This is a genomic window from Gallibacter intestinalis, from assembly GCF_014982745.1.
In the GTDB taxonomy this organism is placed as follows: domain Bacteria; phylum Bacillota; class Clostridia; order Peptostreptococcales; family Anaerovoracaceae; genus Gallibacter; species Gallibacter intestinalis.
Genome location: NZ_JADCKA010000015.1, coordinates 1 through 24,785, shown reverse-complemented (window position 1 = coordinate 24,785; position 24,785 = coordinate 1). Strand labels below are relative to the sequence as shown.

Below are 24,785 nucleotides of genomic sequence, written 5' to 3'. Positions count from 1 at the left end.
ATATCACAAATAGTTGTTTCGCATAAAAAGAGGACCTGTATGAATATGTATTCACATTTTAGGTCCTCCTATATTCATTATTTCAAACCACAACTTAGCGCTCAACCACTAAAAAAGTTAAAGAGCCTAGTTATTCTCATAGATAGGGAATTTATCACAAAGCTCAACTACCTTTGCTTTGATTTCGTCAACCTTTGCTTCGCCGCCCTTAATCAGCTCAGTGATAAGGTCTGCAATGTAAACGCATTCCTCTTCCTTCATACCGCGGGTAGTAACCGCAGGAGTACCAATTCTTACGCCGCTTGTAAGAGTTGGGCTCAGCTTTTCGTTAGGGATGCTGTTTTTGTTGAGGGTGATGTTTGCGCTTTCAAGCAGGTTCTGAACGTCTCTTCCGTTGGCTCCAAATGGAGTTACATCAACCAGCATCATGTGGTTGTCTGTACCACCGGATATAATCTTAAATCCGTTTTCCACAAGTCTTTCTGCCATAGCTTTGGCGTTCTTGATAATCTGAGCCTGATAATCCTTAAATGAAGGATCTAGGGCTTCCTTGAAGCATACAGCCTTAGCCGCAATTATGTGCATAAGAGGGCCACCCTGATGTCCAGGGAATACTGCGCTGTCGATTTTTTTTGCATATTCTTCCTTACAGAGAATCAGACCACCTCTTGGGCCTCTGAGAGTCTTATGTGTAGTTGTAGTAACTACATCGGCATAAGGAACAGGGCTTGGATGAAGACCTGCTGCAACAAGACCTGCAATATGAGCCATATCCACAAACATATATGCTCCGACTTCGTCACAGATTTCTCTTATCTTCTTAAAGTCGATTATTCTCGGATATGCGCTGGCTCCTGCAACAATCATCTGAGGCTTTATTTCAAGAGCTTTAGCTCTGATATCGTCATAGTCGAGGACTTCCGTTTCAGGATCCACTCCGTAGAAATGGGATTCGTACATTTTACCGGAAGTGTTTACCTTAGCACCGTGGGTCAAATGTCCGCCATGGGAAAGATCAAGACCGAGAATCTTGTCTCCAGGCTTTAAGAATGCCAGGTATACTGCCATGTTTGCCTGTGCACCGGAGTGAGGCTGCACATTGGCATGCTCTGCACCGAAGAGTTTTTTAGCTCTTTCGATGGCGATGGTTTCAACACCGTCAACGAATTCGCATCCGCCATAGTATCTCTTTCCAGGATAGCCTTCAGCATATTTGTTAGTCAGATGGCTTCCCATGGCTTCCATAACGGCTTCGGAAACGATGTTTTCGCTGGCGATAAGTTCCAGATGGTGCTGCTGACGGCGAAGTTCTTTTTCCATGAGCTCCGCAATTTCTGAGTCAGTCTTTGCGATAAGATCAAAATTAACCATGTCTCTTCTCCTTTATCAAAGATTCGTATAAGCTTTATCGAATGTGATGACTACATTGTATGTAGGATCAATATCCTTTACCGTCATGTCGACAGCTCTGTTGATTTCTTCTTCTGAAGCTGAGCAGTCGGCCTCGACGATTATGTCAAAGATTATATTTGTGTGGGTTTTACCGGGAACGCATCTCATATCGTGCACATGCCTTAAACCGGTAAATGAGCTGACACAGTGACATATAGGTTCGTAAACCTTTTGTATCACAGGGTCGTTGGTTTTTACCGGGTCCATATGAGCTACAAAGTAAATGCCCGTTTTTTCTCCCACTTCCTTTTCGATGGTGTCCACAAGGTCGTGGCTTTCCATAATATCTGTATCAGCGTCAACTTCAATGTGTATGGAAGCAAATACCTTGCCTGGTCCGTAATTATGCACCACCAAATCATGAATGCCTAAAACTCCGTCGTATGCTAGAACATCCTTTGCGATATTTTCAATTAGTTCCGGATCAGGAGCTTCTCCAAGAAGCGGGCTTGAGGTTTCCTTTATAAGTGAGATTCCGGAGATGATTATAAATATCGCTACTGCAAGGCCTAAGTAGCCGTCTAAGTCTACGCCGGTGAAGCGGTATATGATTACTGATATAAGTACCATAGATGTAGCTATGGCATCGTTTCTGCTGTCGGCAGCAGTGGCCTTTATAGTGGCAGAATCTATCTTCTTACCTGTGCTGTAGTTGAAATATGCCTGCCAGATTTTCACGATTATAGCCATAGCGAGAACTGCAACGGTAGCATATGAAAAGTAAGTCTCCTGAGGATTGATAATCTTTTCAATGGAACTCTTTCCCAGGGAAAATCCTGCAAATAGCACTATTATGGAGACTATCAGCCCTGCCAGATATTCTATACGGGCATGACCGTAAGGGTGTTCCTTATCTTCAGGCAGTGCGGCAAGTCTAAAGCCCACCAAAGTGACTACCGATGAAGCGGCATCTGTAAGGTTGTTGATACCGTCAGCTATTACAGCGATGCTAGATGTTATAACACCGACGATGATTTTAGCAACGGATATTATGGTATTTGATACAAAGCCTACAGCCCCTGCCAATTTGCCGTAGCCTTCTCGAACCTTTACATCCTTAACATTGTTATGGTCTTTTATAAAAAGCTTGTAGAGAAATTCGTTCATCAGGCTTTATTCCCCTGTTCCTCTGCAAAAGCTCGTTTAAGAGCCTTTGCCAGTTGATCCGGGCAGGATGTCTTTTTTAAGCCGCAGGTTATGCCTTCTAAAAGAGATGCAATCTCCGAAACTGTCTTACCCTCCACCAGAGCCGATATGCCCTTAAGATTGCCATTACAGCCGCCTGTGAAGCTGACGTTTTTCACCACATCTCCATCCAATTCAAAATCTATCTTCTGGGAACATACTCCCTGAGGTATCTCCGTGTGTTTCATTACAATGTTGCCTTTCCTTTGAAAAATAGTATATAATACAAAATAAGTATAACACAAGAAAGGGCAGTAAGGAATGAAAATAATCTGCGTGGGCGACAGCCTGACCTACGGATACCCCTTTGGTGAAAAGTACAGCTGGACCGGTATAATATCCGGCAAAAAGGGCTGGGAAATGGTTAACCTGGGAGTTAACGGAGAGAGCTCAGGAGAGATTCTTCAGAGGGTCAGAAAGCATGAATACTTTAAAGACGGCGGCTCTAAAATCGGCAGCGAAAACAAGGCCGATAAAGTCACAATAATGTGCGGAAGCAACGACTTTGTATATGATTTAGGCGGTGTTAACGATGTGCTGGCAAACACTCTGCAGATGGTGCTTATGGCAAAGGATGAAGGGATCAGACCTGTGGTGATGATTCCGGCTCTCTGTGAACCGGCACAGGCAAGAGAAGCTTGGATGGACGGCCTTGGTGTGGATTACGAAAAGGTTAATAGTCAGCTGTTGGCACTGGGAAAGGAGCTTAAGGCAGCAAAGGACAGATTTGACTTTGAGCTTATAGATATACAGACGGGATACGAGAAATATCATAAATATGTGGACGGATTGCATCCCACAAAAGAAGGATACGAACTTATAGCGCAAATTGTAAAGGAGGAACTGTAGATGAAAAAGACTAATGCAATGAGATTGGCGGTAATAGGAGCCGTTGTAGTTGCCGTAGGAGCAGGAGCTGTTGTAATGGCTTTAAGAGATAAAGGCAGCGAAACGGAAACTGCAGCAGAAGACGAAGGAGACGTCAACCCCCTTACGGGGATTGTACTTGAAGAAGGAGAGAGCCTGCCTGACAGGCCTATAATGGTATCAACGGATAACGACAGTTATCTTTCACAGCCACAGTCGGGAATATCCTTGGCGGATATTTTAATCGAAGTGCCTATAGAAGGCGGTGGAAGCAGATACGAGCCTATATATTACAGCAATATAGATGAACTGGAGCTGGTGGGAGCCATCAGAAGCACCAGACCGTATATGCTGGACATAGCAAGGGAATACAACGCAGTATTCGTTCACAACGGACAGAGCCCTCAGGCCATAGATTATTTTGAGGAAAGCGGTGTGGACAGAGTATCCGCCTTTGAATATTACGCTGCATTCCATAATGAAAGCGACAAAAACGGCAGACTGCCGGGAAATCAGTATTCCACAGGGGAGGATATACTTTCAGCCATGAGTGAGCTGGGATACACCGGTAAAAAGGAAGTAAGAACCTTCCCATGGCTTGAAGAAGGCGAAAAAGTTGCTGGAAATGATGCCACGGAGATAACCGTAAACTATGCCGACGGTGCAGATAATACTTTTGTATACGACCCGGAAACAAAGCTTTACACCAGATATGTAAGAGGCCAAGAGCTAGTAGATGATAACAACGGACAAGTATTTACCTGTGCAAACATATTGGTGCAAAAGGTGCCTTTTAACCTCTATCCAAACGAGGATGAAAGATTGCAGATAGACATGTATGCCGGAGGTGAAGCGGTAATGTTTACCCAGGGAAAGGTCGTAGAGGGCACCTGGGAAAGGGAGGACAAGGACAGCCCGACTATATTCCGCGACAAGGACGGCAATGAATTTAAAATGACTCCCGGCGTAACAGCCATTGAGCTGATAGATACAACGGTAGAGTTTGATTATTAGTATTTTGTAAAAGCATATCACCGATCGCAAGGTCGGTGATTTTTTCGGAGAAGCAAAGCATGAAGGAAGAAAAAATGCTGCTTGCGGCAGCAGCTGACAGATTAAGACAATGTGAAGAACAGTATATTCCCACTCGCTCGGACTTTTTGGATATGCACCAGCGCTCTCTTGTGGAGAGCATGCTGAGAAATGAAAAGCACGACTGCCGTGTGGAATTCTTCGGCGGCTACGATGATGCAGAGAGAGTTGTATGCTGTTTTTTGCCGGATTATGCATCGGCGGAAAGTGACAGCGGACTTGCCGTAGCAAGAGTGAGTGTGACACCGGGAGGAAGACAACTTACACACAGAGACTATCTGGGCTCGCTGCTTGGCCTTGGCATAAAGAGGGAAAAGACCGGAGACATCATAGTAAGAGATGACGGTGCGGATATAGTCATATGCGAGGAACTGGCAGAGTTTATATCGCTAAATTACGATAAAGCAGGTAGGACAAGCCTTTCAGTGGAAATATTGCCTATCGGCGACTTGAAAGTAGCGGAAAAGAGCTTTAGTGAAAGGGAGGACACCGTAGCTTCTCTGAGACTTGATAATATCATCTCATCGGCCTTTGGTATTTCACGAAGCAAGGCGGCGGAGGCGATAAAAAAAGGCATCGTGTTTGTTAACAACACAGAATGCCTTAAGATCGATAAGGATATATCCGAGGGAGATAAGCTGGTGCTCCGAGGAAGAGGTAAGGCCTATCTTACGGAGATCGGCGGCACTTCGAGAAAGGGCCGGGTTTATGTGAAGTTTAGGGTGTACTGAGTTTTTAATTACACATGGTTGAACCCCGTTGATAAAATAAGTATATTGTCACCATCAATAATTTGGATTGATTCATACTATATGATTTAATATGATATACCCAAAGGTGGGGGATCAACATGAGTAACGGAAGAAAAAAAGCAATCGCTGTAGTTTTGGCACTGGTTATTGCATTTGTTGGAGCAAGGTTTGGGTTTCAATATATGACAGATGCAAAACAGATAGAAGGCAAAGGTGAAGCGACAGTATATGATATAAGCAGAGTTATAGATGATTATCTTGATTCTAAGGGAGAACATATGAGAAAGGGCTCTTTGGAATACATGGATTTTTTACGAAGAATTCTTATGTCAGATGGTTATGAAGATATAAAAGCATTGCCGGAATACGAAGATATAATGATATATGCTTCTGACTATGTTGTGAAATATCCATTTACTTTAAGCAACTTTTGGTATGCTATAGGATTTACCCCTACGGTTCCAAAAGAAATGAGAGATAAGACTATTGCGGAACTAGTTGAGATGGGAGAGAAAGAAAGAACTGAACAAGAGGCAGCGGAAAAGCAGTCCGCAGAAGAAAACAAAAGATTTACTGATGCTTACAATAGGGCTGGAAGCGAAGAGGAAAAAGAGATACTGACAGCTGTCAGAGAATATTCAGAAATGAGTTCTAAAATGCTTTATGAGGGTTATATTATCACGAAGATAGAGAATCCTAAAGATTATAATTTTGAATTGCCAAGCACTATGAAAATTGAAAAAGGAGATAAAATAGCAGAATTCAATACAAATTAAGGCAAAACAGTTCAGTATTTAATAGATAGGGAAAGTAATACTGTAAAATCTTCTAAAGGAGCGAATGGGGTGGAAATATGAATATTAAGAAAATAACTAAAGAAAGCCTACTGTTTATAATAGCACTTGTGCTGGCGTTTATCTGTGCATCTTGTGGGAACGAAGCTGAAGTTGAATCAACAAATGATAATGGACAGTCAGCATTTGTTTCTGACGGTAATTCATGGCAGAGGGATTTTGGAAAGGATTTAGGAGAAAAAGACTTTTTGCCAGATGATGTAGTAGCGGATATTGCATTAGAATCTGCAAGAGAATCGGTAAAGGATGGAGAATCTACATCATATATTTATTCAAAAATGGGTGATAATGATATGTTTACTCACAAAATAGAGTTTCGATTAAAAGACAATGAATTGATTTATTATCACTATAAAAATTATACTTTTGAGCCGACAGATGAATATACGTTAATTGATAAAGACCAAGCACAGAAAATGGTCGAGGAATTTGCCAAGGAATATATTTATGAAGGGGACAAACTTGAATTTGTAAATGATGGTGAAAGTCAAGTTAGTTCCATTTCGGATCCCGGAAAAGTAGAAACATGGCATGCTGAAGGTGATAATGGAGAATATTTAATTGTAGTAGATCTGGAAAACGGATATATACCGTATTACAGCTCACCAGAAGATAAATAGGCAACACAACAAACGGCGGAGCCGATGGTGTGATGGCACCACGGCTTTGTCGTTTTTCTTTATCAAATAAAAATGATTGTAACCTTTTGACCGCTTATGTGTTATACATATAAAGAAGGTATATGAGGGGAAGCTAATGGATAAAATACTTCTTAAAACTATATATGAAAAATACGGCAGGGAAGTATTTCTGTATATCCTTCACTTGTGCGGAGATGTTGCTACAGCCGAAGACATTACTCAGGAAACCTTTGTAAAGGCACTTCTTTCACTTGGTGATACCCACACTAATCCGAAGGCATGGCTTTACATGGTGGCCCGTAATCTGACATTTAATCATAGGCGCAAGATGAAGATGTTTGGATTGCTGTTTGCTGCGGCGAAGGGGCATACTACAATAATGTTGTAAATGTAGGTATGTATGAGGATGCTTTCACGTACAATGAAAGTAAACTTTCAGATGAGGAGCGGTTCATAAAACTTATAAAACATATGAAATCCAGCAAGACATTTTTAGAAATGACACTGGGCGAAGATATTGATTCAGTAATCGATACGGAAAAAGCTCTCGAATACATTGATAAAAACGGACTTCAATCCTACGGAATTGCATTTACGGCAAACAAGGATACTCTGTTAAATGTGCTTGATGATAACAGTGTGAGCGGAATAGTAATACAGAGATAAATGGATATAATAAAACACCATTCTTAATTGAATGGTGTTTAAAATTCATCAGTTATCATCCTGTTTAACTATGGCCTGCAACACTTCATTAGCGACACTGCCGGCTGTTTCCGTACCGTAGCCGCCGTTTTCAACAACTACTACAAATGCATAAGGGTGATCCGGATCATCTAAGAAGCCAGTAAACCATGCGTGAGGAGTTGTTCCTTCACCATGCTCTGCGGTACCGGATTTTGCTGCTATATCAAGTCCCGGGAAATTGTATGTTCCGTAGTTGGATTCCACATTATTTTTGAGCATTTCCGTAAGCTTTGCTGCTGTATCCTCGTTTATGAGTGTTTCCGTCTTATGCTTTATAGGAAAGCTTGCCGGAAGTCCATTGGCAAATCTTACTCTGTCGATGATATAAGGCTCTGCGGACTTACCTCCGTTGGCGATGGCGCCCATAAATACCATCATGGAACATGGGTTTACCAAGTCCTTGCTCTGACCTATGCCTGTCCATGCAAGGTCAAGGTCGTTATCGCTAAATTCAAAGGAGCCCGGTCTTGTATTTATACCGTTTATGTCATAACTGCTTGTAAGTCCTGCCATTTCCGTGTATTTTTTCAGATTCTCGGCACCAACTTTGTTGGCAAGCTCGCCGAAAGCACAGTTGCAGGATTCGGCAAGGGCCTCCTCAAAGTTTACGGTGCCGTGAGGATATAGACAGGTAATGCGGTCGCCGCTGTATGAGCCGTACTGTTCGCTTCCAGTGCAGGTATATGTCCAGTCATCAAGGTCTGATACAGTCTCGATGGCTGCCATGGAAGTTATAACCTTAAAGGTTGAGCCCGGCACTATTGAAGAAGATGTAAATCTGTTCAGATATGTACCGGAGGTATCATCTGCATCAAGCTGCGGCGGATCATAAGGGTCATAGTTAGGAGAACTTACCATACATATGATTTCGCCGGTTTCATAGTTGTAAACACCGACAGTTCCGCTGCGATTGCCAAGAGCTTCTCCGGCAACCTTGGATATATTGGCGTCAACCGTAAGATTTATGGTACGTCCTTCTCCGCTGGCAGAATAAACTCCTGTTATAAAGTTATATCCCACCATCTTATCCTTAAAAACAACATTTGCCCCTGTGGCTATATTGCCTAGGGAATCACCGGTAACATGGACTAAAGCCTCCCTTGTGGAGGTGTCGCTGTTATACTGGGTTTCACCGTCCTTGCTGTTTGATATTAGGGTATCGCCGTTACGGTCAAGGATGACGCCCGTTGTAATTTTGTTATTTGTATATATGTGCTGATTTGCCGGGTAACTTACCCAGTCTCCGCCGTTGACTGCAAGTTTGCCTATGTAAAATGCTGTGCCTGCAACGAGAAGAACGGCAAAGAACAGGCAGATTATGGCTCTTTTCTGCATTTTTTTCATTACCACTCATCTCCTTTCAGACCTTCGTCTTTAACGGCTATGCTGGCATTTTGCCTTGTATCGGCAGCCTTTAAAAAGGCTAACATTCCCCAGGAAACTATCATCGAGGTTCCACCGTTGGAAACAAACGGGAATGTGACACCGGTCAGCGGCAGTATATCCACTGATCCGAAGACATTGAGTATTGTCTGGAATATCATTAGGGTAGTTGCTGCACATGCCGCTATAGTATAAAAGGCTGATCGTCCGGCCTTAATGGAGCGCACTGCAAATATTCCCAGTGTAACTATGGAAAGGATGGCAAGCACGGCTATAATAAGGCCCCATTCTTCGGAAAGCACGCCGAAAACCAAATCGGTATCCGCTGCTGCCACATTATGAAGCCATCCGTCTCCGGCACCGACGCCTACCATGCCGCCGCTGGCTCCCGCAGACATTGTCCTTACTTGCTGATAGCCGCCTGCATCAGGGAAGTCCCAAGCATGCATCCAGGTCTGGAAACGACCCAGTATATAAGGTCTAAATCTAAGCACCATAAGTCCTGCAGCTGCTGCAGCTCCCACTATGAGAAACAACTTTGAAAACTCTCCGCTTCTCAAAAAAGAGATTACAAGGAAAGTCACAAAGAATATGGCAGCTGTACCGAAGTCTCCCATAACAGCAAGGCTGCCCAAACAAAAGATGGAAAACAACAGGAACAGTGTCAGATTTTTCTTTTCAAAAAGCTCGTCCAAAGTAGCGGCACCAACTAAAATATAGGCGATTTTTACCAGCTCTGAAGGCTGGAATGTAAAGCCGCCAAGGCTTACCCAGTTTGTGGCGCCGTATTTATTGGTACCTAAGAATATATTTACAAGAAGCAAAAGCACGCTTCCCAAAACCAGCAGCTTTCGAGTTTTCATGGCCCTGTCCAAATCTCTTAAGTACCAGCAGAGTCCTAAAAACAGACAGATGCCCAAGTATACCGTAAGAAGCTGCTTCATTATTTCATTTGGCGCTGAAGTTGCAGTCACCGCAAGCCCCAGAGTCGATAAAAAGAATGCTATACTTTCCATTTCAAAGGATGTGGAGCCCAGACTTCTTATGACTATGGAATATACCCACATAACCCCTGTAAAAATGGCAAAGGCCAAAGGTACGGACGCAGGAAGTTCGCTTCCCTCTGCAATCATAAACTGCACCACGGTCATGGCCTGAAATATTGTCAGGGCAATAAGGGATTTCCACGGAGTAAATTTTCGTGTCAGCCTTGTGCGGGCTTCCTTATTGTACATCTGCTCCTGCAGACTGGCAGGCACCAGCACGCACTCGGCACCGCCGAGGCTTAAGGTGTCACCGATATTAACAGGTGTTGGCTTATACACGATATTGCCGTTAATCATGGAGCCGCCCTTTGAGCCAAGATCGTTATATGTCCAGTTGCCGTCCTTGTCTCTGACTAAGGTTCCGTGATTTCTGGAAACCGTCATCACATCGATAGGCACATCGACGGTTTTGGAACGGCCGATAACATTTTCCCAGTGGGAAAGGGCCCTTGTTTCTCCGTTTGGCAGAGAAAGATATGCCCAGATTTCCGAAGGTGTCTTGGTGGACAGCAGTGACCTAATTGCTCTTACCAGAATGTATATTGCCAAAATAACAAATATCCATCGGGCAAAGGTGGTATAAAGTTGTCCCGCTCCCGGGATACTTCCAAAGAAGCCCGATATGGAGTCAAGAATACCCATGTTTCTTTCCTTTCTTTCTTGCTTAGCTTAGTTGTCACGAAGGGTTCAAATCACTTGATTTTACTTAAACCCGTTTCTCATTATATCATAAAAGACTTGTGACTGTATTATAAAACTCTTATAATCAAGACATGGTTTACGATGTGATAATAATAGGAGGCGGCGCTGCAGGACTGTTCTGTGCCGCAAATACGGAATTAAAAAACGGCAAAGGTCTTGTGCTGGAATCAATGAAGCAGACGGGCATCAAACTTATGGCGGCGGGAAGCGGCCAGTGCAATTTTACCCATGGCGGAGACATTCGCGATTTTATTGATAAGTACGGTAAGCACGGCGGTAAAATAAGAGGTATCTTATACAAATTTAATAACGTCATGGTAAGAAATTATTTTGAGGACTTAGGCGTCGCAACTGTGGAAAGGGAGGACGGTAAGGTGTTTCCGAAGTCCATGAATAGCAGGGATATAAGGGATGTTCTTTTAAACAGCGCAGTTAAAGGTGGATTTGAGATAAATACGGAGACAAAGGTCGTTGATATAACTAAAATCAATGAAGGGGATGAAAAGGACGGCATGTATGAGGTTGCCAGTACAAAGGGAAGCTTCAGATGCAGGAGACTTGTGATTGCCACGGGAGGAAAGTCATATCCTAAAACTGGTTCTGACGGCAGCATGATGGAAATTTTAAAAAGCTGCTTTCCAGAACTGAAAATAAATGATTGTGTACCGGCATTGACCTCTGTATATGTGGAAGATTATCGTTATAGCAGCCTTTCGGGAATTTCCGCAAAGGTTAAAATCACAATGGCAGATCCCTATGACGGTAAAGGCAAAAAAAGAATTACTGGATATGGGGATATGCTCTTTACCCATAAAAATCTTTCCGGACCTGTAATATTAGATAATTCCAGGTATTTGGAGCCAGGGAGAGCCTTTTATGTGGATTATGCTCCCGAGGGATATAAAAGCGGTGACAGGCTGCCGGTAAATGGAGAAAAAAGATCCATAGGAAATCTCGTATCTGAGGAATGCAAAATTCCAAAAGCCCTTGCTGATGCACTGACAGACAAGGCTCTCGGTGAAAAGGGAGCATGCAGAACAAAGGCATCAACTCTTATGGGAAGTCAGATTAAAGAAATAGAAGATACATTGAGAAATCAAAAATTTACAGTAAGCGGTAAAGGAGGCTTTGGAGAAGCCATGGTTACTGCAGGTGGAGTGGACATATCGGAGATTTCAACATCTTCTATGGAAGCAAAAAAATATCCGGGACTCTACCTTATCGGTGAAGTCCTGGATATTGACGGTGATACCGGAGGGTATAACCTCCAGTTTGCTTTTTCTAGTGCCCGAACAGCTGCTCAGCATATTTCACTGTAGCCATGGCATCTTTGCAGTAGCAGTCGGCGCCTATGGTATCTGCATAGGTTTCGTTTAATACAGCTCCGCCTACAGCTATTTTGCAATCGACTTTTTCGTCCTTCAGCTGTCTGATGGTTTCTGCCATGCTTGGCAGTGTAGTGGTCATAAGTGCGCTCAGTCCCACAAGACGGGCGCCTTCTTTTTTTGCAGTCTCAACGATGAGCTCCGCAGGAACGTCCTTGCCCAGGTCGATGACATCGTATCCGTAGTTTTCCAGTAAAACTCGCACGATGTTTTTTCCGATATCGTGGACATCGCCTTTGACTGTAGCAAGAACCACCTTTCCCTTGCTTATATTGCCGGCGTTGCCGCTTTTTTCAATAAGGCCCTTAACCACCGCAAAGGCTTCCTGGGAGGCTTCCGCACTCATGAGAAGCTGCGGCAGATATATGGTGCCGTCTTCATATCTTTTGCCAACTACATCCAGAGCAGGGATTACATGCTCATTGATTATAGCCAGGGGTTCGCTATCCTTTCCTAAAACTTCGGAAGCTTCACGGGCTTCCTTTTTAAGTCCGTTTATAATTGCTTCCTTGAGGGAATACTTACTTTCCTTTTTTGCCGTTTCTCCAGTCTGCTGGTGAGCTTCAAATACTTTGATGTATTTTCTGCAGTTTTCGTCCTTTCCAGCAAGGGCCATGTAGCTGTGATATACATACATCATCTCATCGGAGAAAGGATTCATAATTGCCGCTCTCAGTCCTGCAGAAAGGGCCATGGCAAGGAATGTTGAAGTGAGCTTTTCTCTGCCTGGAAGTCCAAAGGACACATTGGAAACACCGATGGAAGTTTTAATTCCGTGCTGGCGCAGCTGCCAGATGGTTTCAAGCGTTGTCATAGGAGCTTCCTTGTCTGCGCTGACAGTCAAAGTCAGAGGGTCGACAACTATATCATGCTTTTCTATACCGTATTTAGCGGCTTCCTCAACGATTTTAAGGGCGATGGCGACTCTTTCTTCAGGAGTCTTAGGAATACCCTTTTCATCAAGGGTAAGGGCTATAAGCACGCCGCCGTATTTCGCCGCTATCGGAAGCATCCTGTCCATGGAGTCCTGCTTACCTGATACGGAGTTTATAAAAGGCTTACCGTTATAGTATCTGACAGCCTTTTCCATAGCTTCAGGACTTGCGGTATCAAGCATGAGAGGGGAATCTACAACAGCCTGTATTTCTCTCATCAGCTGTGTCAGCATGGACACCTCGTCTATTTCCGGAAGACCGGCATTGACATCTATAATATGGGCTCCGGCTCTCTGCTGATCTAAGGCCAGCTTTACCACTGCGCCCATATCGTTATTTAAAAGCGCTTCTTTAAATACTTTGTTTCCTGTAGGATTGATTTTTTCACCGATTATTGCAAAGTCGCGTCCGATTTCCACCGCATGGGAATAGGAAGCCACTACTGTTTTATGCTTTTTTTCTACAGGAGGAGGGGTCATATCCTTTGCCGCCTGCACTAGGGCATGTATGTGGTTTGGATTTGTACCGCAGCATCCGCCCAGCATAAATACGCCTTTTCCTGCGAAAGGCGCCAGTGCTGCCGCAAAGTCCTCCGGTGTCATATCGTAATAGGAATCGCCGTTGTCGTCTGTTTTAGGCATTCCGGCATTTGGATTGACCATCATCGGCAGCGAAGTCAGTGAAAGATATTCAGGTATAAAGCGAGCTATCTGCTTAGGCCCAAAGCCGCAGTTAATACCTACAGCATCAACTCTGAGCCCTTCAAGGGTGGCACATAACGCCTTTATATCAGCACCTGTAAGCAGCTTGCCGCCTTCATCGAGCATAGCAGAAACCACAACAGGAAGATTTGTATTTTCCTTTACACCGAGTATTGCAGCCTTTATCTCATAGAGGTCTGTCATAGTTTCAATGAGAGCAAGGTCTGCGCCTGCTTCTTCTGCTGCGATGGCAAGCTCTTTAAAGCCTTCATATGCGGCATCAAAGGTTAAATCGCCCATAGGCTGCATAAGTTTACCTGTCGGTCCCATACTTGCCGCTACAAAAAGCTTGTCTCTGCCGGTTTCTTTTTTGCATTTTTCTGCCGCTTCTTTTGCAAGTCCTACGGCCTTTACCATTACATCGTGAGAAGTATATTTGTCCTGAGGCATTTTTACAGAGTTTGCGCCAAAGGTGTTTGTCTCCACAATGTTTGCGCCTGCCATATAGTACTGGTAGTGTATATCGCAAACCGCTTCCGGATGTTCCATATTCCAGTATTCTGGGATTTCCCCCGGGGCAAGACCTGCCGCCTGCAGCATGGTTCCCATACCGCCGTCAAAGAAGAGTAGTTCTTTGCCTAATAAATCTCTGAAACTCATTTTGCCTCCTGTTTTCTATTTATCTCCGGCTTCTTCAACAAGTCCGAAGCCGTCGCTCTGAGTTATATTGCCGTTCATATCTGTAATGCAGTATTCGTAGCCTTCTTTATCTGCCATAAATTCGATAGCTTTGTCTTTTCCGAGAAGCAGACATGTTGTTGAATATCCGTCACAGAGGGTGGAATTACCCATGTCGCTTTTTATGGATACGGAAAGTATATCGGTATCCTTAGGATAGCCTGTGGCAGGGTCAAGCACATGGTGATATTCCTTGCCGTCAATGTTGAAATGACGCTCGTAGGTGCCTGAAGTTACAACTGTCTGGTCCTTCATTTCCACGGCCCCAAGGATTTCGGTGCTGTCTGAAAATGGTGTTTCAAGGCCTATGTTCCAGTTGCTGCCGTCTTCCTTTTCACCGATGGCAACGATATTACCGCCTAGGTTCACTATGCCGCTTGTTACGCCTTTATCCGTCATAAACTGGCTCAATTTGTCCGCTATATATCCCTTTGCTATGGAACCCAGATCCAGCCATGTGTCAGGGTCTGACAGGGTTACGGTATTTCCTTCGATATTTATATTCCTATAGTCCACGGAAGGAAGATGGGCCTTTATATCCGCATCATCAGGCAGTGTAGGGTTTTCGGTGTCCTTGAAGTTCCACAGATTAGTTATTCTGCCGATACTTATATCAAACAGTCCGTCGGTTTCCTCACAGAGCTCAAGGCTTGTGCGTATCAGTTCCGCAGTTTCGTCGGAGACCTCCACCGGCTGGCCTTCTGCATGATTTATTTTATATATATCCGTACCCTCCATGGTGCGGCTGAAAAGTCCTTCGTATCTTTTACATTCGTCAAAGGTTTCGTTGATTATTTCCGTAGCTTTATCCTCATCCATGCCGTGGATTTCTATAGTACAGAAGGTATCCAGCATAAACTCGGTGTCGCTTACAGGCTCGTTGGTTTTGCAGCTTACTTGTGTTATAATGAGTAGCGTGCATAACAGAGAAAGTAGTATTTTTTTGCGCATTTATTTACCTCAATATATTTAATCAACGGAAAGCATAATGAAAATAAGAAAAGCAGACATCATACTTGCCGTGGTCATAGCCATAATCGGCATTATCGCATCGGTATATCTGACCCTGCACGATACGGATGTGCGTAACGGACAGGTGGTCGTATATGTGGATAGCGAATTATACGGAAAATACCCCATTGACGAGGATCAGGAGATCGAAGTCAAGCAGGGCGACCATATAAATAAGATTACCATAAAAGACGGAAATGCACAAATGACATTTGCCAATTGTCACAATCAAGATTGTGTAAAACAGGGCAAAATTAACGACATGTCCAAAAGCATAATCTGCCTGCCACATAAGGTGGTGGTAGAAATCCAGTCAGATGACAGGAAATACGATGCAGTATCAGGCTGAATGAGGCAGGACGGTGAGAAATGAACAAAAATAGCATATCATATAAAATAGGGCAGGCAGCCGTAATGACGGCTCTTGCTCTCATAGTTTCATATATAGAAGCGATACTGCCTTTTTCCGTGGGAATTCCCGGAGTAAAGCTGGGGCTTGCCAATATAGTGGTCGTGGTCGCTTTGTATCGGCTAGGAATCAAATACGCCTTTACCATAAATATAATCCGTATATTTTTGGCAGGGTTTCTCTTTTCGGGAGTGTTCGGTATACTCTATTCCCTGGCAGGAGGCTTACTGAGCTTTGTGGTGATGATAGCCGTTAAACAGTGCAGGGTATTCTCAATTGTAGGCGTTAGCCTGGCAGGAGGAGTTGCACATAACTTGGGACAGCTTTTGACAGCGGCGGCGCTGGTGGAAAATATAAAGGTGTTTGTATACTTCCCGGTATTGGTATTTTCCGGACTTATATTTGGAATACTGATAGGTATAGTTGCAGGACTTGTAACTGATAGATTGGAAAAGGCTGGAGTATAATCAATAATAAAACAGGAGCGATTATTTAACCGCTCCTGTTTTGCTGTATATATGCCTTTTTCACGAAAGGTGTCTATGCTTCTGCCTGTTCTTCTGCAGGCTGCTGAACAACTACTTTCTTTTCCTTTGGAATTACCACGATGGCGCCTGTAGGACATTCCTTAGCGCACAGACCGCAGTTCTTGCACTTATCGTAATCGATAGAAGCAAGGTTGTTTTCCACATGGATAGCATCAAACTTACAAGTGTTTTCGCACTTCTTACATCCGATACATCCGTTCTTGCAGTTCTTCATTACAGCTGCACCCTTGTCTGTAGACTTACATCTAACAGCTACCCTGTCATCCTTAGTGAGGATCTGGATAACTGATTTAGGACATGTATTGGCACATACGCCGCAACCTACGCATACATCTCTGTCAACAACAGCAACGCCGTTAACGATGTGGATTGCGTTAAAGTCGCAGGCTCTTACGCAGTCTCCCATACCTAAACATCCGTAAGCACAGGATTTGTTTCCGCCGTAGAGCTGCAGAGCGCCCTTACAAGTCATTTTGCTTCCGAACTTCATGAAGTCCTGAGCAACAGATTTGTCGCCCTGGCACATTACTACCGCAACAGGTGCTGCAGCAGCGGAAGCTTCAACGCCCAGGATGGCTGCTATCTTTTCTGCAACAGCAGGGCCACCTACAGGACATTTGTTAACCGGAGTATTTCTGTCTTCTCCGAAAGCTGCGGCGTATCCGTCACATCCAGAGTAACCGCAGGCACCACAGTTGGCACCAGGAAGTTCTTCTCTAACCTGTGCTACTACTTCATCTACTGGAACATACATTACGATGGAAGCAATAGTAAGGATGACACCAAATATAAGGCCCAGCGCAACTACGAGGATAATTGGTAATGCCATTTTCTATTCCCCCTTATCTTATGCAAATATTCCGTCTACCATTCCGGAGAATCCCATGAATGACAGAGAAAGAATTGAAGCAGTAACTAATGTTATTGGGGCACCTTTGAAGGCTTCAGGAACCAACTTGTTGTTTTCCAGTCTGCCTCTGAGTCCTGCGAAGAGAACCATTGCTAGCAGGAAGCCGATACCGCCACCAAGAGAGTTGAATATGGACTGAACGAAGCCATATCCTTCAGTTATATTCAGTACGCACACACCCAGTACTGCGCAGTTTGTTGTGATCAGTGGAAGGTAAACTCCCAGTGCGCTGTAGAGAGGTGGCATGTACTTTTTCATTGTCATTTCTACCAGCTGTACCAGTCCGGCGATAACCAGGATAAATACGATAGTCTGCATGTATCCGATGCCGTTAGGGTCCAGGATTAAAATCTGAATTGGCCATGTAACCAAAGTAGCCAGTACCATTACGAATGTAACGGCAACACCCATTCCGACAGCAGAATCGAGCTTTTTCGATACGCCAAGGAACGGACAGATACCGAGGAACTTAGCCAGGACGAAGTTATCAACAAGGATAACACTCATCATTATCATTAATAATTCTTTCATTATGCTTTATCCCCCTGTTCTTCACAAGAAACCTGACTGCAGGAATCAACCATTGAGCAGCCGCTGCAACCAAATTCCTTTTTCTTGTTTTTCTTTGCGTCACCGAAGAAGTAGTTCACAAAGGCGATCAGGCAAGCGAATACGAAGAATCCGCCAGGAGCCAGAGTGAATATAGTCATCGGAGAAATGGAACCTGTGCCGTATACGGCGAAGTCGAACAGAGTTCCGCTTCCGAAGAATTCTCTGATAAGTCCCATAACTGTAAGAGTGAGAGTAAAGCCAAGACCCATGCCCAGACCGTCAAGAGCGGAGTCAACTACCTTGTTCTTGCTGGCGAACATTTCGGCTCTTCCCAAAATGATACAGTTTACAACGATCAGAGGGATATAAAGTCCCAGTGACTGGTTAAGTGATGGCAGATACGCCTGAAGCAGCATCTGTACCACTGTTACGAAGCCGGATATTACTACGATGTAGCAAGGAATTCTTACTGTATCTGGAATAACGTTCTTAAGTATGGAAATTACTATGTTAGAACAAATCAGAACGACCATAGTACACATACCCATACCAAAACCGTTGATTGCGCTTGTTGATGTTGCCAGTGTAGGACAAGTACCAAGCATCAGGACCAGTACAGGGTTTTCCTTGATAATACCTTTTAATACTATTCCTAATTTATTCATTTACTGAACACCTCCACAATCATTAAACTGCTGAAGGGCATTTTTAACAGCTGTGTAGATTCCGTTTGAGGAAATAGTAGCACCTACAATGTAGTCAACATCCTGAGAATCCTTTACCGCTGCTGCGGAAAGTTCAGAAAGTCCATTGTAGCCTGCCAGATATTCAGGAGTCATAGCTTTTGTACCAAGACCCGGAGTATCTGAGTGAGCTGTTACCTGAACGCCTGTGATGGCGCCTTCAGCGTCGATACCTACCATAACGGTTATGTCTCCACCGTAGGATGAAGCAACGGAGGTTATAACGCCGCCTGTCTTATTGTCGGCGAAATAAACTTCAGTAATGCCGTCGTTGAGCTGACCTTCATACTGATGGAAAGCATCTGCTTCAGTCAGCACGCTGGCTCTTGTGGCGTCAGCCTGCTCTTTGTTGATCTTTGCAATCTGAGGAGCTGTTGCGCCGTTTGTAATAGCCAGAGCCGCGGATATAACGAGACAAATTACTACGAGTACAATCGTAGGTGCGAACTTTGTTTTAAAAGAACTATTCTGCATCTTCCGCGCCTCCCTTCTTAGCCTTCTTTTCCTTCTTAGGCTTGTACAGTCTGTTTGTACAGAAGTTTTCGATATGAGGTGTCAGAATGTTCATCAGCAGTATACCGAAGGAAACACCTTCTGGATAAGATCCGAACAGTCTGATAAGCATAGTCATGATACCGCATCCTACACCGAAGATTACCTTACCCCATGGCAGCAGCGGAGTAGTTACATAGTCTGTAGCCATGAAGAATGCTCCGAGCATTACACCACCGGCAAGAATGTGGAATACAGGGTCCTCACCAGCAATAAGTGCGATAATAAATACTGTTGCGATGAAGCACAGCGGAGTGATAGGAGAGATAACCTTTCTCCAGATCAGGAACAGACCTCCGATGATGAGGGCTATAGCGCTGACTTCACCCATGGAACCGCCAACTGTTCCCAGGAACAGGTCCATGTTAGAAGGAAGCTCGCCGCCGCCGTTCTTCAGGATACCAAGAGGTGTAGGTCCTGTGATGGCGTCTGTAGCAGCTGTCCTTGGAACAGGCCATGTTGTCATCTGAGTAGCAAATGCTATAAACAGTACGATTCTGGCTGTGATTGCCGGGTTGAACAGGTTGTGTCCAAGTCCGCCAAACAGCTGTTTAACGATGATGATAGCGATGAAAGAACCTATAATCGCAATGTAGTATGGCAGATTAGAAGGTACATTGAACGCTATCAGAAGACCTGTGAGGGCAGCCGAAAGGTCGCCAACTGTCTGAGGCTTTTTCATCAGGACATTCCACAGGTATTCAAAAAGTACGGCTGATACCATGCATACGGCTGTGAGGATAAGAACTCTTGGGCCGAATACATATGTACTTACACATAAGGATGGAAGAAGGGCCAGGATGACCATTCCCATGATCCTCTGAGTATTTTCATTGCTCACCATGTGAGGAGATGAAGATACTATAAGATTATTGTAATACTTCTTTTCCATTATTTACTCTGTGCCTCCTTTAAAATTGCTTTACCCAGCTTGTTGTTGAAGCCAAGAGGTCTTCTTGCAGGGCATACATAAGCACAACTTCCGCATTCCATGCACTGCATTACTTTCAGCTGTTCCAGTCTTGCGGCGTCTTTGTTTTCCATCGCTTCTGTCAGAGCTGTAGGCAGAAGGTTGAAAGGACAAGCCTTGTGGCATCTGCCGCAGTTGATACAGTTTGTTTCTTCAGGGACCAGAGACTGAGGACCGTCAAACGCCAGAATAGCGTTGTTGTTCTTTATAATAGGCATCTCATCAGAGAAGATAGCTCTTCCCATCATAGGACCACCCATAAGAATCTTTCTAGGCTCAGCCTTGTATCCGCCCATGAATTCAACGATATCATGGATTCTTGTGCCTAAAGGGGCAATAACGTTACCCGGTTCAGCTATTGCAGAACCATCGATAGTCATTCTCTTTTCGATGAGAGGCATACCGGTTCTGAAATACTGTCCTACAAATGCGATGGATGTGATGTTGGAAAGAATCACTCCCAGATCTGCAGGAAGAACTCCGGCGTCCATGGTCTTACCTGTGATTTCGTAGATCATGACACGCTCAGCGCCCTGAGGGTAAGTAGTCTGAAGTGTAACAACTTCTACGCTGTCAGCCAGACCCTGTTCGGCAATAGTTGCCTTGAGCTTTTCGATGGCATCAGGCTTGTTGCCTTCTACACCAATGTAGCCCTTTGAAAGATTCAGATGCTTCATTACCAGCTTGATACCGTCAATGATGTCCTGAGTATCTTCCAGCATAAGTCTGTGGTCGGAAGTTATGAATGGTTCACACTCCGCACCGTTTACGATTAAAGTGTCCACTTCGTCGATGTTCTTAGGATTGTACTTAATGTGAGTCGGGAATGACGCACCGCCCAATCCTACAAGTCCGCTCTTCCTTACGGCTGCAACAAACTCCTGAAGATTGTCGGCCTTAGGAATTTCGATATCTTCGCAGACTTCCTGTTTTCCGTCGGTCTCGATAACGATGACCTGGTCATAGCCACCTGCAGCGTTTCTCTGAGTTTCGATGGACTTTACAGTTCCGGAAACGCTTGAGTGGATCGGTGCACTTACAAATGCGTCTGTGTCGCCAATCAGCTGACCAACCTTAACAGTATCACCTTTTGCTACGAGAGGTTTACAAGGGGCTCCGATATGCATTGACATCGGGATGCAAACTTCCGCAGGAACAGGCATACGCTTGGTTTCACACTGTGCAGTGTTTTTGTGATGGGCAACATGGATGCTGTGTAAATGCTTTCTCTGTTGACTCATTTATAAAACCTTCCTTTCGTGAAAATTTGTATCAAAACGAACATAATTATATTATCACTTTTTCATCGGTAATGCTATCTTTTTTGTCACAAAAAAAGCAGCATATTGCACCGATAAAGGCTTGAAAAAACTGAACTCAGATTATACCCACTAAGAAGTGTGTATTATTTATATAAGTCACAATATATAGTTGCTGCAAATTTTAGAAAAAATGTGTTAAAATCAAAAATATTCTTATACTTAAATGTGGAGGTAAAAAGATGAAATCTTTGATTGGTAAAACAGCACTTGTAACAGGTGCGTCAGGGGGAATCGGAAAATATATTGCAGAGGAGCTTGCTTTGCGAGGAGCCAAGGTGGCCCTTCACTATAACAGCTCTGAAAAGGCGGCGGAAGCCATAAGAAATCAGATCCGTGCCAATGGCGGAGAAGCGGAAATATTTTGCTGTGATATAAGATCAAACAGCGCTGTAAGAGATATGATAAAGGAAATCGAAGAAGCCTTTGGTGGAATAGATATTTTAGTCAATAATGCCGGTGTTGCTTTAGATGCAAGAATACATAAAATGCCAGAGGAATACTTCGATAACACCATGGCAATCAATGTAAAGGGCACATGGAATACAATGCAGCATGTGCTGCCGATGATGATGGAAAAAAAGGAAGGTGCGATTATAAACATATCTTCCGTATCCGGTATAGCAGGAAACATCGGCCAGTCGGCATATTCTGGCTCAAAGGCAGCTGTAATAGGCATGACAAAGACTGTGGCAAAGGAAGCTGCAGCGTACAGCATAAGAGTAAATGCTGTGGCACCGGGATTTATTGAAGTGGGCATGTCTTCACAGATTTCGGACAAGCTTCGAGAGATGCTTGTGCAGCAGATTCCGATGAAGAGACAGGGCAAAGGCGAAGAAGTGGCAAAGACCGTTGCTTTCTTGGCTTCAGATGATGCCGGATACATTACCGGACAGGTAATCGAGGTTAACGGCGGCATGAATATGTAATCTCCATTTACTTTAAGGGGATTAGTTAAAAGAATATGTGAGTATACGAAAGGAACGGCAACCGAAGCTACCGTTCCTTTCTAAGTTTTATATAAGCCTAAAATGTATCGCTTCCTAAAAGCTGTCCTTCAAGAAATCGTCTGTTGTATTTAAGCTTAGCATAATCATTTACCTTTTTCATGTAGATGACATCATATGCGCCTCCGACGGCACCAACTATAGGAATGCCTTGAAGGAATTTCATATACAACAGCTCTGAAGACAATGCCGCAGAAGTTTTTTTGATCTGATCTTCCTTATCGTAATCCTTTGGGATTTCTAAAGAATAAATATATTCGTTTAGTTCGCGGTTTATGGCAACGATATCATCGCCGTAGGAAAGAGAGCCCTCGATTAGTCTGAGTATAAAGTAACGCTCTTCCTCAGATTCGTATTCAAACCCGTACTGTAAGGCTATCTCGTATATGTTTTTCAGAAGCATACCGGTAAACACGGGAATATCCGGTAAACCTACGCCAACAAGTCCCATTCCGATACCGGCGGCACCGGAAATAAGGATGTTTTTCCTGCCTGTGGCAGAGGCTTTCTTTGAGAAATTACGAAGAGCCTTTTTGTTCTGTCGGAGTTCTGCCGCATACATATCCACCTGGTGCTCATGCTCTAATGTTTCTTTGTTATATGTCTTTTCTATATAGTCAGTTCCTTTATCAAATATGACATGAAATGCCTTGGCAAAAGCAGCATCAAGGGTTTCCTGGAGCTTGTCTGGAACCTTTTCTGCCAGCTTCTGATTTAAAAGGGAGTCGGTTTTTTCTGCTCTTTTTTCTAAAAAGCGTTTTTCCTTTGCTGCAAGGCGCTTCCATTCACTGGTAAGATTGTTGTTTGCCATGGTAGCCTCCGATAATAATTTACGATTGATATAGATAAAATATAGCACTGTATAAAACTGGAAGTCAATATACCGGAATTGCTCTCGCGAAATTTACAAGCCCTCTTACAAAGATGTAGTAATGAGAGCATTGCTATCACGCATAGTGGATAGTTTACGCTCAATTCATGGAGAGGGCGAATATGAAAAAGATTAAAGAAGTAAGTGAAATGACGGGAGTTTCAAGAAGAAGTTTGCAGTTTTATGATGAAATTGGGCTTTTGCCAGCGGAGAGAACAGAAAATAATTATCGTGTGTATGATGAAGAAGCTCTTGGCAGATTGTGGAGAATTCTTATCTATCGTGAAATAGGCTGTAAATTGAGTGAAATTAAAGAACTGTTGAACGCTGCACCCGAGGAACAGTCCGAAATTTTGGACAGACATATTGATAATATGACACAAGATATAGAAAAATTGAAAAAGAATATTTGTCTTACAACCGCCTTGATGGAGCATAAGGAATTTTATTACGAATTCTTGAGGAGAGAAGAAGGCACATGGGTGGAGAGAATAAAAGAAAAATTTAATTATGAAAGTGAGAAAATAAAATGAGTGGAAACGGAAATAAAAGAGGCTGCTTTGGCCTGATATTGGATATGGTTTTGATTATCGTTACCGGTGGCTTATGGTTGGTGTGGATACTGGTGAAATATCTGAGGAATAATAGCTGATGAATGTGTGAATTATGAATGATATAATATACTAAAAGAATTATTGGAGGGGAAGTTCATGATAAAGAAAAACATTAAAAATATCGGAAGCATTGCCAAAAAAGCTGCAGGAAATATCGGAGAAGTTGCTGCTACCGGAGCAAAAAAAGGAATTGAAGCAGCATCAGATAAATATAGTAAAGCAAAATATAATTGGGATATGAAAAAATATAATCCTTTGTTCTGGGATGAATATAATTCTCCTGATTTCGATAGACCTAATATGGTTATGATTGTAGATGATGCGCAAAGAAGAGATGTGGAAGTCGCAGAAGGAGCAATCGGATGGAGAGAAGATAGTGGCGGAATGGAAATCCTTTGCCTTTATGATACTAAAATAGAGGAAAGTGGGATAGTTTTTATCCCAGAAGCGGTTTGTGACAGTATTTACTATGTTGATAGATTTGACGAAAATAGATATATAAGGATTGATGATATCTTTACTCGTTCGCATAATGAAAAAATAGCAGAACTAAAACATATTGCACATTCTTTGGGGGCCAAGCGATATTCTGTGGAAATAATTGAGGAAACAAAATCATTGACTAAAAAAGCAATTAAAAAACAGGTTAAGAATTCTAACAAGATAAAAGGTGGGTTATAGGACAAAAAGAGTTGGTGACACCCTAGTCCCAATAACTAGGGTAGTCACCTGATCTATGGAATTCAGTCCATACGATTGCATCTCCCCATCCAGGAATTGAATCAGATAGTTTTTCCTG

Annotated in this window: 27 protein-coding genes; 13 read left to right on the top strand and 14 right to left on the bottom strand. The window is 43.5% G+C overall.

What is annotated here, in order from left to right; all coding sequences use genetic code 11:
• Nucleotides 1-126: 126 nt before the first annotated feature.
• The 3 genes from INF20_RS07535 to INF20_RS07525 are packed head-to-tail and all read right to left on the bottom strand — an operon-like array spanning nucleotide 127 to nucleotide 2,825.
• Nucleotides 127-1,371 (bottom strand): serine hydroxymethyltransferase, encoded by a 1,245-nt coding sequence (locus tag INF20_RS07535; RefSeq protein WP_226385765.1) that lies wholly within the window; start codon nucleotides 1,369-1,371, stop codon nucleotides 127-129.
• Between the two features lie 15 nt (nucleotides 1,372-1,386).
• Complete coding sequence (locus tag INF20_RS07530) at nucleotides 1,387-2,559, bottom strand: cation diffusion facilitator family transporter (protein ID WP_226385764.1); 1,173 nt, start codon at nucleotides 2,557-2,559, stop codon at nucleotides 1,387-1,389.
• Nucleotides 2,559-2,825 carry a TIGR03905 family TSCPD domain-containing protein gene (locus INF20_RS07525; protein ID WP_226385763.1) on the bottom strand — a complete coding sequence of 89 codons (267 nt, stop codon included), beginning with the start codon at nucleotides 2,823-2,825 and terminating at the stop codon, nucleotides 2,559-2,561. Before INF20_RS07525 ends, INF20_RS07530 begins: the two co-directional genes overlap by 1 nt.
• Before the next feature lie 73 nt (nucleotides 2,826-2,898).
• Between INF20_RS07525 and INF20_RS07520 the strand changes: the two genes are divergently transcribed.
• The 7 genes from INF20_RS07520 (at nucleotide 2,899) to INF20_RS07490 (ending at nucleotide 7,509) form a co-directional block, all read left to right on the top strand.
• Nucleotides 2,899-3,486: an SGNH/GDSL hydrolase family protein gene (locus tag INF20_RS07520; protein WP_226385762.1), complete on the top strand. Its 588-nt coding sequence runs from the start codon at nucleotides 2,899-2,901 to the stop codon at nucleotides 3,484-3,486.
• A complete protein-coding gene (locus tag INF20_RS07515) occupies nucleotides 3,487-4,518 on the top strand; it encodes a DUF3048 domain-containing protein (protein ID WP_226385761.1) in 1,032 nt (343 codons plus the stop codon). It begins immediately after the preceding gene.
• Nucleotides 4,519-4,577: 59 nt separating this feature from the next.
• Complete coding sequence (locus INF20_RS07510) at nucleotides 4,578-5,327, top strand: YlmH family RNA-binding protein (RefSeq protein ID WP_226385760.1); 750 nt, start codon at nucleotides 4,578-4,580, stop codon at nucleotides 5,325-5,327.
• A gap of 119 nt (nucleotides 5,328-5,446) precedes the next feature.
• Nucleotides 5,447-6,124, top strand: a complete 678-nt coding sequence (locus INF20_RS07505) for a hypothetical protein (protein WP_226385759.1) — start codon at nucleotides 5,447-5,449, stop codon at nucleotides 6,122-6,124.
• 77 nt (nucleotides 6,125-6,201) lie between these two features.
• The gene (locus tag INF20_RS07500; protein WP_226385758.1) at nucleotides 6,202-6,822 is read left to right on the top strand and encodes a hypothetical protein; all 621 of its coding nucleotides are present in this window, start codon (nucleotides 6,202-6,204) and stop codon (nucleotides 6,820-6,822) included.
• Nucleotides 6,823-6,958: 136 nt separating this feature from the next.
• Entirely contained in the window at nucleotides 6,959-7,231 is a 273-nt protein-coding gene (locus INF20_RS07495; protein ID WP_226385757.1) for an RNA polymerase sigma factor, read from the top strand.
• Nucleotides 7,232-7,239: 8 nt separating this feature from the next.
• Entirely contained in the window at nucleotides 7,240-7,509 is a 270-nt protein-coding gene (locus tag INF20_RS07490; protein ID WP_226385756.1) for an anti sigma factor C-terminal domain-containing protein, read from the top strand.
• Nucleotides 7,510-7,557: 48 nt separating this feature from the next.
• On the opposite strand, the gene INF20_RS07485 is transcribed toward INF20_RS07490, so the two are convergent.
• Together INF20_RS07485 and INF20_RS07480 are read right to left on the bottom strand one after the other, a co-directional pair.
• Nucleotides 7,558-8,934 carry a penicillin-binding transpeptidase domain-containing protein gene (locus tag INF20_RS07485; RefSeq protein ID WP_226385755.1) on the bottom strand — a complete coding sequence of 459 codons (1,377 nt, stop codon included), beginning with the start codon at nucleotides 8,932-8,934 and terminating at the stop codon, nucleotides 7,558-7,560.
• The gene (locus INF20_RS07480; RefSeq protein WP_226385754.1) at nucleotides 8,934-10,661 is read right to left on the bottom strand and encodes an FtsW/RodA/SpoVE family cell cycle protein; all 1,728 of its coding nucleotides are present in this window, start codon (nucleotides 10,659-10,661) and stop codon (nucleotides 8,934-8,936) included. Before INF20_RS07480 ends, INF20_RS07485 begins: the two co-directional genes overlap by 1 nt.
• A 143-nt stretch (nucleotides 10,662-10,804) precedes the next feature.
• Here INF20_RS07480 and INF20_RS07475 point away from each other — a divergent pair, with 143 nt between their 5' ends.
• Complete coding sequence (locus INF20_RS07475) at nucleotides 10,805-12,040, top strand: BaiN/RdsA family NAD(P)/FAD-dependent oxidoreductase (RefSeq protein WP_318959515.1); 1,236 nt, start codon at nucleotides 10,805-10,807, stop codon at nucleotides 12,038-12,040.
• Here the strand turns inward: INF20_RS07475 and INF20_RS07470 are convergent.
• Together INF20_RS07470 and INF20_RS07465 are read right to left on the bottom strand one after the other, a co-directional pair.
• Entirely contained in the window at nucleotides 12,003-14,402 is a 2,400-nt protein-coding gene (locus INF20_RS07470; protein WP_226385752.1) for a homocysteine S-methyltransferase family protein, read from the bottom strand. The two genes, INF20_RS07475 and INF20_RS07470, sit on opposite strands and share 38 nt — an antisense overlap.
• A gap of 15 nt (nucleotides 14,403-14,417) precedes the next feature.
• A complete protein-coding gene (locus tag INF20_RS07465) occupies nucleotides 14,418-15,431 on the bottom strand; it encodes an FAD:protein FMN transferase (RefSeq protein WP_226385751.1) in 1,014 nt (337 codons plus the stop codon).
• 37 nt (nucleotides 15,432-15,468) lie between these two features.
• Here INF20_RS07465 and INF20_RS07460 point away from each other — a divergent pair, with 37 nt between their 5' ends.
• Both INF20_RS07460 and INF20_RS07455 read left to right on the top strand, forming a co-directional pair.
• The gene (locus tag INF20_RS07460; RefSeq protein WP_226385750.1) at nucleotides 15,469-15,840 is read left to right on the top strand and encodes a NusG domain II-containing protein; all 372 of its coding nucleotides are present in this window, start codon (nucleotides 15,469-15,471) and stop codon (nucleotides 15,838-15,840) included.
• Between the two features lie 20 nt (nucleotides 15,841-15,860).
• The gene (locus INF20_RS07455) at nucleotides 15,861-16,367 is read left to right on the top strand and encodes a Gx transporter family protein (protein ID WP_226385749.1); all 507 of its coding nucleotides are present in this window, start codon (nucleotides 15,861-15,863) and stop codon (nucleotides 16,365-16,367) included.
• Nucleotides 16,368-16,440: 73 nt separating this feature from the next.
• Here the strand turns inward: INF20_RS07455 and INF20_RS07450 are convergent, their stop codons facing one another.
• The 6 genes from INF20_RS07450 to rsxC are packed head-to-tail and all read right to left on the bottom strand — an operon-like array spanning nucleotide 16,441 to nucleotide 21,416.
• A complete protein-coding gene (locus INF20_RS07450) occupies nucleotides 16,441-17,277 on the bottom strand; it encodes an RnfABCDGE type electron transport complex subunit B (protein ID WP_226385748.1) in 837 nt (278 codons plus the stop codon).
• 18 nt (nucleotides 17,278-17,295) lie between these two features.
• Nucleotides 17,296-17,889, bottom strand: a complete 594-nt coding sequence (gene rsxA / locus INF20_RS07445) for an electron transport complex subunit RsxA (protein ID WP_226385747.1) — start codon at nucleotides 17,887-17,889, stop codon at nucleotides 17,296-17,298.
• A complete protein-coding gene (gene rsxE, locus INF20_RS07440; RefSeq protein ID WP_226385746.1) occupies nucleotides 17,889-18,575 on the bottom strand; it encodes an electron transport complex subunit RsxE in 687 nt (228 codons plus the stop codon). The genes rsxA and rsxE overlap by 1 nt, the downstream gene beginning before the upstream one ends.
• Entirely contained in the window at nucleotides 18,576-19,127 is a 552-nt protein-coding gene (locus INF20_RS07435) for an FMN-binding protein (RefSeq protein WP_226385745.1), read from the bottom strand.
• Nucleotides 19,117-20,097 carry an RnfABCDGE type electron transport complex subunit D gene (locus tag INF20_RS07430; RefSeq protein WP_226385744.1) on the bottom strand — a complete coding sequence of 327 codons (981 nt, stop codon included), beginning with the start codon at nucleotides 20,095-20,097 and terminating at the stop codon, nucleotides 19,117-19,119. The genes INF20_RS07435 and INF20_RS07430 overlap by 11 nt, the downstream gene beginning before the upstream one ends.
• A complete protein-coding gene (gene rsxC, locus INF20_RS07425; protein ID WP_226385743.1) occupies nucleotides 20,097-21,416 on the bottom strand; it encodes an electron transport complex subunit RsxC in 1,320 nt (439 codons plus the stop codon). Before rsxC ends, INF20_RS07430 begins: the two co-directional genes overlap by 1 nt.
• A 260-nt stretch (nucleotides 21,417-21,676) precedes the next feature.
• Between rsxC and INF20_RS07420 the strand changes: the two genes are divergently transcribed.
• Complete coding sequence (locus INF20_RS07420; RefSeq protein ID WP_226385742.1) at nucleotides 21,677-22,423, top strand: 3-oxoacyl-ACP reductase family protein; 747 nt, start codon at nucleotides 21,677-21,679, stop codon at nucleotides 22,421-22,423.
• A gap of 97 nt (nucleotides 22,424-22,520) precedes the next feature.
• On the opposite strand, the gene INF20_RS07415 is transcribed toward INF20_RS07420, so the two are convergent.
• Nucleotides 22,521-23,312 carry an EcsC family protein gene (locus INF20_RS07415; RefSeq protein ID WP_226385741.1) on the bottom strand — a complete coding sequence of 264 codons (792 nt, stop codon included), beginning with the start codon at nucleotides 23,310-23,312 and terminating at the stop codon, nucleotides 22,521-22,523.
• Nucleotides 23,313-23,494: 182 nt separating this feature from the next.
• On the opposite strand from INF20_RS07415, the gene INF20_RS07410 reads away from it, so the two are divergent.
• Both INF20_RS07410 and INF20_RS07405 read left to right on the top strand, forming a co-directional pair.
• Nucleotides 23,495-23,905, top strand: coding sequence for a MerR family transcriptional regulator (locus INF20_RS07410; RefSeq protein ID WP_226385740.1), 411 nt, complete (start codon nucleotides 23,495-23,497; stop codon nucleotides 23,903-23,905).
• 177 nt (nucleotides 23,906-24,082) lie between these two features.
• Nucleotides 24,083-24,667 carry a hypothetical protein gene (locus INF20_RS07405; RefSeq protein ID WP_226385739.1) on the top strand — a complete coding sequence of 195 codons (585 nt, stop codon included), beginning with the start codon at nucleotides 24,083-24,085 and terminating at the stop codon, nucleotides 24,665-24,667.
• The last annotated feature ends 118 nt before the right edge of the window (nucleotides 24,668-24,785 follow it).

Bases quoted from the DNA above. Each gene is read 5' to 3' on its own strand.
- INF20_RS07510 (WP_226385760.1), top strand. From the start codon at position 4,578: ATGAAGGAAGAAAAAATGCTGCTTGCGGCAGCAGCTGACAGATTAAGA.
- INF20_RS07420 (WP_226385742.1), top strand. From the start codon at position 21,677: ATGAAATCTTTGATTGGTAAAACAGCACTTGTAACAGGTGCGTCAGGG.
- INF20_RS07500 (WP_226385758.1), top strand. From the start codon at position 6,202: ATGAATATTAAGAAAATAACTAAAGAAAGCCTACTGTTTATAATAGCA.
- INF20_RS07405 (WP_226385739.1), top strand. From the start codon at position 24,083: ATGATAAAGAAAAACATTAAAAATATCGGAAGCATTGCCAAAAAAGCT.
- INF20_RS07455 (WP_226385749.1), top strand. From the start codon at position 15,861: ATGAACAAAAATAGCATATCATATAAAATAGGGCAGGCAGCCGTAATG.
- INF20_RS07430 (WP_226385744.1), bottom strand. From the start codon at position 20,097: ATGGAAAAGAAGTATTACAATAATCTTATAGTATCTTCATCTCCTCAC.
- INF20_RS07520 (WP_226385762.1), top strand. From the start codon at position 2,899: ATGAAAATAATCTGCGTGGGCGACAGCCTGACCTACGGATACCCCTTT.
- INF20_RS07470 (WP_226385752.1), bottom strand. From the start codon at position 14,402: ATGAGTTTCAGAGATTTATTAGGCAAAGAACTACTCTTCTTTGACGGC.
- rsxC (WP_226385743.1), bottom strand. From the start codon at position 21,416: ATGAGTCAACAGAGAAAGCATTTACACAGCATCCATGTTGCCCATCAC.
- INF20_RS07535 (WP_226385765.1), bottom strand. From the start codon at position 1,371: ATGGTTAATTTTGATCTTATCGCAAAGACTGACTCAGAAATTGCGGAG.
- INF20_RS07410 (WP_226385740.1), top strand. From the start codon at position 23,495: ATGAAAAAGATTAAAGAAGTAAGTGAAATGACGGGAGTTTCAAGAAGA.
- INF20_RS07415 (WP_226385741.1), bottom strand. From the start codon at position 23,312: ATGGCAAACAACAATCTTACCAGTGAATGGAAGCGCCTTGCAGCAAAG.
- INF20_RS07480 (WP_226385754.1), bottom strand. From the start codon at position 10,661: ATGGGTATTCTTGACTCCATATCGGGCTTCTTTGGAAGTATCCCGGGA.
- rsxE (WP_226385746.1), bottom strand. From the start codon at position 18,575: ATGAATAAATTAGGAATAGTATTAAAAGGTATTATCAAGGAAAACCCT.
- rsxA (WP_226385747.1), bottom strand. From the start codon at position 17,889: ATGAAAGAATTATTAATGATAATGATGAGTGTTATCCTTGTTGATAAC.
- INF20_RS07530 (WP_226385764.1), bottom strand. From the start codon at position 2,559: ATGAACGAATTTCTCTACAAGCTTTTTATAAAAGACCATAACAATGTT.
- INF20_RS07490 (WP_226385756.1), top strand. From the start codon at position 7,240: ATGTATGAGGATGCTTTCACGTACAATGAAAGTAAACTTTCAGATGAG.
- INF20_RS07495 (WP_226385757.1), top strand. From the start codon at position 6,959: ATGGATAAAATACTTCTTAAAACTATATATGAAAAATACGGCAGGGAA.
- INF20_RS07525 (WP_226385763.1), bottom strand. From the start codon at position 2,825: ATGAAACACACGGAGATACCTCAGGGAGTATGTTCCCAGAAGATAGAT.
- INF20_RS07505 (WP_226385759.1), top strand. From the start codon at position 5,447: ATGAGTAACGGAAGAAAAAAAGCAATCGCTGTAGTTTTGGCACTGGTT.
- INF20_RS07450 (WP_226385748.1), bottom strand. From the start codon at position 17,277: ATGGCATTACCAATTATCCTCGTAGTTGCGCTGGGCCTTATATTTGGT.
- INF20_RS07485 (WP_226385755.1), bottom strand. From the start codon at position 8,934: ATGAAAAAAATGCAGAAAAGAGCCATAATCTGCCTGTTCTTTGCCGTT.
- INF20_RS07465 (WP_226385751.1), bottom strand. From the start codon at position 15,431: ATGCGCAAAAAAATACTACTTTCTCTGTTATGCACGCTACTCATTATA.
- INF20_RS07515 (WP_226385761.1), top strand. From the start codon at position 3,487: ATGAAAAAGACTAATGCAATGAGATTGGCGGTAATAGGAGCCGTTGTA.
- INF20_RS07435 (WP_226385745.1), bottom strand. From the start codon at position 19,127: ATGCAGAATAGTTCTTTTAAAACAAAGTTCGCACCTACGATTGTACTC.
- INF20_RS07460 (WP_226385750.1), top strand. From the start codon at position 15,469: ATGAAAATAAGAAAAGCAGACATCATACTTGCCGTGGTCATAGCCATA.